Raw genomic sequence first — 1,090 nt, 5'->3', positions numbered from 1 at the left:
CGGCTTTGATTTTTGGGAAGACTCTGATCTGGTTTGTGCCTGGGAAGCTCTGGGCGACCTCGGCGGCGATGCTCTCGAGCGAAGCCAGGTACTGCTCCATCGAGTAGTCCTGATGGCGGGCAAAGCTGGCCTGCGACAGGGAAGCAAACTGCTCCGGCGACAGGGGCTCGAGCAGATCGACCACCGCGTCAGCCGAAAAGTTGTCAAGCAGAAAGCCGTCCTCGCCGTGGCGGATGATCTCAGCCGGTCCGGGCGCGTAGCTGGTTGCAATCACCGGCACCCCGAACGAGAACGCCTCAAGGATCACGTTGCCAAACGACTCTTTCTTGGACGGCAGCAGCAGGACGGAGGCCTGGCCATAGAGGGTGGCCTTATCGGTGACATTGTAGGTGATCCTGACCCAGTCGCTGAGGCCCGCTGCATCGAGCAGGGCGAGAAAGGCGGGCAGATCGGGCGAGTTGCGGCCATCGGTGGTAAAAATCTGCAGCGGCGGCAGACCGCGCTCCTTCATCAGCTTGGCAATTGGCACCAGGCGCTCGGCGCCTTTGGCATGAAAGTCAATGCGCCCGACATACGTCACGAACCGGTTCCGGTCCGGGTAGTAGGCGTTCTCGCTGCGGGTCGCCACCGGCAGGCGGACCTTGGTCAGTTCGTGAATGCCGAGCTGGCGGTGAAAGCTCATATCCATGTCCGACAGGCACAGGATCCGGGAAGCCTTGTAGGTGTCAACGTAATCAAGGTCGGCCAGCACCGGGGAGTCCTGGATGATGAAGGACAGTTGGCCCGAGGCCATGTGGAGGATCGGCAGGCGAGTGAGCTGCTCGCGGATGGCGGCGGGAAGGGCGCGCAGGGTGTTGTTGGGGGTAATGACCACCGTATCGGTGGTGTGGCAGGCCTTGAGAAAGGCCAGCACGGCGGGCTCGTCGGTGGCGCACAGCAGGTCCGGGAAGGGCAGGGCCTGCTCGTTGCGGGTGGTGAGGCAGACGTGACGGATGGGCCGGCCTTGGGCCGAGGCGACGGTGTTCCTGACGCGCCCGGAAATGCCCCCGATAGTCGAGATATCATGCACCAGGTGAATAATCGTGCGAAG

Annotated in this window: 1 protein-coding gene; it reads right to left on the bottom strand. The window is 62.8% G+C overall.

Annotation, left to right across the window (positions count from 1 at the left end):
* The coding region (locus LG661_RS24660) for a glycosyltransferase (protein ID WP_230534635.1) at positions 1–1,090 on the bottom strand (1,090 nt) is incomplete at both ends.

Origin of the sequence: Microvirga roseola, assembly GCF_020866965.1 — a bacterium.
Classification (GTDB): domain Bacteria; phylum Pseudomonadota; class Alphaproteobacteria; order Rhizobiales; family Beijerinckiaceae; genus Microvirga; species Microvirga roseola.
Note: the sequence above shows the minus strand (reverse complement) of the source record. Positions and strands in the feature narration are given on the sequence as shown.